This window comes from Arthrobacter mobilis (assembly GCF_012395835.1).
GTDB classification, from domain to species: domain Bacteria; phylum Actinomycetota; class Actinomycetes; order Actinomycetales; family Micrococcaceae; genus Crystallibacter; species Crystallibacter mobilis.
On sequence record NZ_JAAZSQ010000006.1, the window covers coordinates 91,074 to 97,511 of the forward strand.

Genomic DNA, 6,438 nt, shown 5'->3' on the forward strand with positions numbered 1-6,438 from the left:
CGCAACAACGTCCTGCGAGCATGAATAACACATCCACACAAAGACTGGCTTAAGCATCACACACGCCCCGGGACAGGTCAACGAACTTCGAAGGCATCAATGCATTGTTAAGCAATTATTAGCTAATGTGTTGATGCGGAGTATCGGCGCAGGTCAGCGTGCAATTGACGGCAGCCACCGGCCCCGGCGCAGGACCGCCGCCAGCTCCAGCTCCCCGGTGGCCACCAGCACATCGGCGCTGCAGCCCGGACGCAGGCTGCCGACCTCGTCAAGCAGGCCCAGGACCGCGGCCGGCACTGTCGTCGAGGCCGTGACGGCCTCGGCGAGCGGCACTCCTGCGGCGGCGGCCCGGCGCAATACGTCCAGCATCGTGGCCGTTCCGCCCGCCAGCGAACCGCCCATGGTCGCCACGCCCCCGGACACCGCGACCTGGCCGCCGCCCAGCGGATAGGTGCCGTCCGGGCATCCGGTGCCCGCGCACGAATCGGACACCAGCGCCACGTTGTCCGCGCCCACCAGTTCGAAGACGGTCAGCACCGTCTGCGGATCCAGATGCACCCCGTCGGAGATCAGCTCCACGACTGCCTGGCCAGCCTTGGCCGCGCGCAGGCATGCCGCAGCGGGGCCGGGGGAGCGGTGGTGGGACGGCGGCATGCCGTTGAACAGGTGCGTGACCGTGGGACGGGGCGTGTAGCCATCGAAACCCGCCGGGGCCATGCCTTCCCTGGCACGCGCCAGTGAGGCTGCGGCTGTGGCCGTATCGCAGTCCGTGTGGCCCAGTGAAGGAATAATGCCATGCGTGGTCAACTGGTCCACCAAGTCGTCCGCTCCGGCCAGTTCGGGGGCGTAGGTCATTGACCGCAGCTGGCCCTGGCTGGCCTCGACCAGTTCGTCCACCAGTTCCGGGTCCGGTACCACCAGATGTCCGCGGTCGTGTGCCCCGCTGCGGGCAGGGGAAAGGAAGGGCCCCTCGGCATGGATCCCCGCGATCAGTCCCTCCTGCGCGAGGACAGCCAGACGGCCCACGGCGGCCAGCAGTTCCTGGCGCGGCGCGGTGACCGTGCTGGCCAGCAGGGTCGTGGTGCCGCTGCGGTGCAAATAGTCGGCCGCGGAGTGGATGGCCTCGGCGCTGCCGGAGGTGAAGTCCGTGCCGTAGGCACCGTGGCAGTGGATGTCGACCAGGCCCGGGAGCACGACGGACCCGGCCGGCAGTTCATGCTCGCTCCAGCCGGTGGGATCGAAGTCCGCGGCGGGGCCGGCGTAGGCGATCCGCTCCCCGGTATAGGCCAGGAGCCCGTCCTCGATGAGGTTGCCGTCGCTAATGATGCGCCCCCGGATGAATCCGCGGGGTTCGTGGCCCGGCTGCGCGCTGGCACTCATAGTCCGATTCTAGCGAGCGGCACAGGCGTGCAAGGTCCGCGTCCCGGGTGGGAACGGGACCGTCAGAACAAGCGGGACTCGACGTCGTCCACGCCGCGCATGGCGTCGTAGTCCAAGGTCAGGCATTCGATCCCGCGGTCGGCGGCCAGCACCCGGGCCTGCGGCTTGATCTGCTGGGCCGCGAACACGCCCCGGACCGGCGCCAGCAGCGGGTCGCGGTTGAGCAGCTCCAGATAGCGGGTGAGCTGTTCGACGCCGTCGATATCACCGCGGCGCTTGAGCTCGACGGCGACGGTCCCGCCCGCGGCGTCCCGGGCCAGGATGTCCACCGGACCGATCGCCGTCATGTACTCGCGCCGGATCAGCGTGTACCCGTCCCCGAGGGTATGGATCTGTTCGGCCAGCAGGCGCTGCAGATCTGCCTCGACCCCGTCCTTGACCAACCCGGGGTCGAGGCCCAGATCGTGGCTGAGTTCGTGGATGTGCTCGTGGATGCTGATCACCAGGCGGTCGTCGCTCTTGGCATGCTGGACATTCCAGATTTCCACGGCACCGGCCTCGTTGTCCGTCTCGTCCGGCTCGGTGATATGCAGGCTCGCCGGCGGGCTCATCCAGTTCAGCGGCTTGTAGGAGCCGCCGTCGGAATGGATCAGGACGGAGCCGTCGGCCTTGACCATGAGCAGCCGGGTGGCCAGGGGCAGATGGGCGCGGAGGCGGCCGATGTAGTCGACCGAGCAGCGGGCAATAACAAGACGCACGATAGCCCAGTCTAGCGGCCGAGGGCCCCGCGCCGAGCCTGCGAGGCGTGGGAGGCGGATGCACGCCATGAGGAGCGGAACACGGGCAGGACCCGCGCGGTGGAAAACCCGTGACGGGTCTGTGCTGCCCGGGCTCTCCGGTCCGGCCGGTTTGGCAGTGCGGCGCGTGGCTGGGCAGAATTGCCCTATGCCCCGCTCGAACCGCCCTCGCCGCCGCACCGGCCCTGCCGGGGGCAAGGGCGCGGGGAACAAGTGGGGGCGGACGGCGGAAGAAGACCCGGGCCTGGACCGCGCGCGGTTCGGGTTGGCCCAGCGCCAAAGTGCTCCCGACGGGGAATGGAACATCCGGCGTATTTCGCCCTCGCGCGCAGCCAAGGACTACACCTGTCCCGGCTGCTCGCTGGTGATCAAGCCGGGCGTGGAGCATCTGGTCGCCTGGCGCGAGGACTCCCTGTTCGGCGCAGAGGCTGCGTTGGCCGAACGCCGGCACTGGCACCAGCACTGCTGGAACACCAGAAGCTACCGTTACCGGTCCTGAAGCTTATGGGGCAGGGCGCGAACGGGCGGCGAAGCCGACACTGCGGGAGCATCCCAATCTCAGTTCTTGTCCTGACGGGCGATGAAGACTTCCTTGAGCAGCAGCATCACCGCGGCCGCCGCCGGAATCGCCATCAAGGCCCCCAGTACCCCCATCAGCGATCCGCCCGCGATCACTGCGATTACGGCCACGGCGCCGGGAACGGCCACGGCCCGCTGCATAATGCGCGGCGAGACAAAGTAGGCCTCGATCTGCAGGTAGGCGAAGTACATCACCGCGAACAAAACCGCCGTTTGCCAGCTCACCGTGAGCGCGACGAGCGAAACCAGCAGGCCGGCGAACATCGCCCCGACCAGCGGAATGAAGGCGAGCAAGGCCACCAGGAACGTCAGCAGTGCCGTGAAGGGAACCTGCGCGATGGTCATCGCGGTGAAGGCCACCGCCGCATTGATCACCGCCACGCAGGCCTGTCCGATCACGTAGCTGCCCACGCTGGCGGAGATCTCTTCTGCCAGCTGCTGCACCCGCTGCCGCCGTGACCGCGGCGCCAGCCGGTAGGCCCATATCTTCAGTGCCGGCAGGGAGGCCAGGAAGTACAGGGTCAGTACGAGCACGATCAAGGCTCCGAACGCGCCGTTGACGACTGCCGTTCCGACGCCCAGGACACCGCCGAAGATGCCGGTGACCGCTTCGGAATTGGCCAGGAACTTCGAGACCTCGTCCTCAATGCGGGCACGGACCTGGAACTGCTGGTCGATCGACTGGAAGAAGCCCGAGTTGAGGAAGTCGGTGGTGTAGTTCGGGATGTTGGCCACGATCTGGGTGGTCTGGGCGACGATGGTGGGGATCAGCACAGCGATGAACGCCGCCAGCAGCGCCGCGAGCACCAGTACGACGGCGATGACCCCTGCAGGACGGGGCAGGCCCTTGCGTCCCAGCCAGCGCACGATCGGGTCCAGGCCCAGGGCGATGAACAGCGCGGCGGCGATCCAGCCCAGCAGTTGGCCGACGCTGGAGAGGATGAAATACAGCAGCAGCGCGAGCCCCACACCCACCGTGGCCATGAAGCCGAAGTAGATGGGGTGCCGGACGGCACCGGTGCCCGCCTCCGGCCGCTCGGCAGGGCCGGCTGCGGTTCCGGCGGCATACTCGTGGAATTCAGCCTCCGGCGGCATCTCGAAGCGCACCCGCGGCTGCGCCCGGGGGATCGAGGCGGCGATGCGTTCCAGCCTCATGATGACCGCTTTCCTGCGTGCGGCGGTGACCCGGCCGGTTTCCGCGGCTGTTTGCGGCAGGCCGTCGCGGCCTTCCTCATTCACGGTCACTCAGATCCTGCCTTAGGTGCATGCGGGGCAGCCTCAGTTGTTTTCTGCCTCTCAGCGACACAGTACCAGCAGCTGGCAGGGGCGGTCCGGGCCTTCGATGCGGGCCCCGGTAGTCCACCGACTGGGATCCGGATCGTGACCTGCCACGCAACCTGATCAGCCAATGCCGGGATGGCTCCGTCTGGCATAACGGCGATGACGGCTTCGACTGCATCAGCAAGGACTCGGGAGCCGTGAGCGGCCCCGCCACGGTCCTGCGGGAGCCGGAAGCGTCCGGGGCCGGCGCATGAGGCCGCTCAAACTGATCGCGTACCCGCGCAGCCGGGGGCGCTACCGTGCATGGATGAAGGCCGGCAGCCGCGTAGGCCATCCTGCCGCCAAACGGAATCAGCCTGCTCTCGGCGCCTGCGCCGCAACGATTTTGGCCAGAGCGGACGCGCTTACACCCGCCGCCTCCGCTACGCTCCCCGCTGGCAGGCCCGAGGACAGGGCGGCAACGATCTGCTCGCCGCAGGAGGCCTGGGCTTGGTCAAGTGCCCACTCGGCCGCCTCCACTTCCCCGGCACGGCAAGCAACTGCGGCCAGCATGTGCTCCTGCGCCGGTGACAAGTTCGCTGAGGAGCCGGATCGGGTCGCTACTTCCGGGGAGTGCAATGTTCCGAGGTCCAGGTACACGGTCGAATCGACGTTCGCGATGGACAGGGGAAGGGTGTTGGTTTCGATGTGCGGCTTCACGACGGCCGCCTTTCAAATAATGAAGCGGCACTCCCGTTGGCTCGAAAGAAGGCTTCGCAACAAACAAGACCAGGCGGTCTGCTTGGTAAACCGACACTACTCTCCGGCAGGTGGAAGGGCAATGGGAGCGTACGGCCGGCGCGCAGCCTGCCGGATCGAGGCCGGTGAATGAGCGGCTGCAGAAACTTTTGACTTCCGGCCATCCACGGCGGCGACGGCAACGAATTCCAGACAGAGGAAGGAGGAGCCATGGGACAACTGACCGAGAAACTTCGCCGCATGTCGCCGTTCATGCTCGCCGAGGATTCCGGGCCGGTGCTTGCCTTGTGCGACCACGCAGAGCGGCTCGAGCGGGAGAACCAGTTCCTGCGGACGAAGCTAAACCGGGTGCGGGAACACCTCGACCCCCAATCGTGGGCCGAAACCAGCCGGAACCGGAACGCCATCGCCGCCATCATCTGTGACACCGGGAACGGGGACACGGCATGAGCGAGCAAGCCGCCAAACCCGAGCCGCTGCAATGTCAGGGATGTGTTTACCCGGGCAACTGCCCCTGCTTCGACGATACAACGAGGACGCGTCCTGAGACGGACGCGCTGTAGCTGATCAGTGCGGTGGGGCGGCCAACCTCCAGCGGGAACGGGGCAGCCTGCGACAGGCTAATTACAAGGGCCTTCTGGAAAGATACAGCCTGCAGCGGATCATCGAACTCGACGCTCGGATCACCGCCCGCCTCGGATTGGAGGACAAGCCATGACCCCCACCGAACGCATCCTGTACAGGCTGAGCATCTACGTCCCGCACACATACGCCCCGACGCAGGTCATTCGGGATGCCGTCGAGCACATCAGAGTGTTGGACGCCGACCTGACCGCGCTACAAGCCGCGTACGCCGCCCTGCAAGCCGAACACCTGGCAATGCGAACCGACCGGGATCGACTCGCCCAAACCGCCAAGGAAGCAGCATAAGGGGCGCGGTCAGCGGGCGCCGATAATACACTTCCTGCCCGCTTCTGCCGATACCTGGTGGGAAAGCCAGCACCAAAATGCCGGATCTCAGCCCGAGAGGTTGGTTAATCGATTAGGCTGATTCACGTTCAAAGGTTAGAGCCTTCCTCACCAACCCCTACCGAGGGGTGGAGATTGGGAAATCCACGGACCGGGGCACCCGGCCGGCATGCTTCACCCTTTGAAAGGAGAGACTGATGGAACGCCGGAAATTCCTCAAGGGATCGCTGGCCGCCGCGGCGGTGCCGGCAGCGCTGGCCGCAGGCGGGGCCGTCCCGGCCCAGGCCGCCGTGCCGGCCCTGAAGGGCATCGGCTTCCCGGACCGCGAACCCCTCCAGCGGACGCAGATCAAAAACCTTAAGGTCGCCTGGCACTACAACTGGGGGGCGAACACCCACCTCACGGCCCCGCCCTTCATCCCCATGGTCAGGGACCCGATCCGGCTGCTGGAACGGGACGCGATCGGCAAGGTCACGGCCCAGCTGCCCCAGACCGGCGCCCGGCACCTGCTCGGCTTCAACGAACCCGACCACCGCGCCCAGGCCAACATGAGCGTGGACGAGGCCATCCGGCTCTGGCCGAAGCTGGAGCAGACCGGGCTGCGCCTGGGCTCCCCGGCCACGGTCAGCGTCACCAGCCCCTGGCTGAAGGAGTTCATGGCCAAGGCCAAGGCCCGCGGCCTGCGCGTGGACTT

8 protein-coding genes are annotated in these 6,438 nt (G+C 67.0%); 4 read left to right on the forward strand and 4 right to left on the reverse strand.

The features are described from left to right. Nucleotides 1-153: 153 nt before the first annotated feature. Both HGG74_RS08455 and nucS read right to left on the reverse strand, forming a co-directional pair. The gene (locus tag HGG74_RS08455; protein ID WP_168485913.1) at nucleotides 154-1,380 is read right to left on the reverse strand and encodes an N-acetylglucosamine-6-phosphate deacetylase; all 1,227 of its coding nucleotides are present in this window, start codon (nucleotides 1,378-1,380) and stop codon (nucleotides 154-156) included. 62 nt (nucleotides 1,381-1,442) lie between these two features. Next, nucleotides 1,443-2,138, reverse strand: coding sequence for an endonuclease NucS (gene nucS / locus HGG74_RS08460; RefSeq protein ID WP_168485914.1), 696 nt, complete (start codon nucleotides 2,136-2,138; stop codon nucleotides 1,443-1,445). A gap of 187 nt (nucleotides 2,139-2,325) precedes the next feature. Here nucS and HGG74_RS08465 point away from each other — a divergent pair, with 187 nt between their 5' ends. Then, a complete protein-coding gene (locus HGG74_RS08465; RefSeq protein ID WP_168485915.1) occupies nucleotides 2,326-2,676 on the forward strand; it encodes an Rv1322 family protein in 351 nt (116 codons plus the stop codon). Nucleotides 2,677-2,735: 59 nt separating this feature from the next. Here HGG74_RS08465 and HGG74_RS08470 read toward each other — a convergent pair whose 3' ends face one another. Both HGG74_RS08470 and HGG74_RS08475 read right to left on the reverse strand, forming a co-directional pair. Further along, a complete protein-coding gene (locus tag HGG74_RS08470; RefSeq protein WP_376766127.1) occupies nucleotides 2,736-4,001 on the reverse strand; it encodes an AI-2E family transporter in 1,266 nt (421 codons plus the stop codon). 387 nt (nucleotides 4,002-4,388) lie between these two features. Next, entirely contained in the window at nucleotides 4,389-4,736 is a 348-nt protein-coding gene (locus HGG74_RS08475) for a hypothetical protein (RefSeq protein ID WP_168485916.1), read from the reverse strand. A gap of 249 nt (nucleotides 4,737-4,985) precedes the next feature. Between HGG74_RS08475 and HGG74_RS08480 the strand changes: the two genes are divergently transcribed. From HGG74_RS08480 to HGG74_RS08490, 3 genes are all read left to right on the forward strand, one after another. Next, on the forward strand, nucleotides 4,986-5,225 hold the full coding sequence (locus HGG74_RS08480) for a hypothetical protein (protein WP_168485917.1): 240 nt from the start codon (nucleotides 4,986-4,988) through the stop codon (nucleotides 5,223-5,225). A 264-nt stretch (nucleotides 5,226-5,489) separates the two neighbouring features. Next, the gene (locus HGG74_RS08485) at nucleotides 5,490-5,705 is read left to right on the forward strand and encodes a hypothetical protein (RefSeq protein WP_168485918.1); all 216 of its coding nucleotides are present in this window, start codon (nucleotides 5,490-5,492) and stop codon (nucleotides 5,703-5,705) included. Nucleotides 5,706-5,941: 236 nt separating this feature from the next. After that, a partial coding sequence (locus HGG74_RS08490; protein ID WP_246262761.1) for a glycosyl hydrolase occupies nucleotides 5,942-6,438 on the forward strand: 497 nt, incomplete at its 3' end.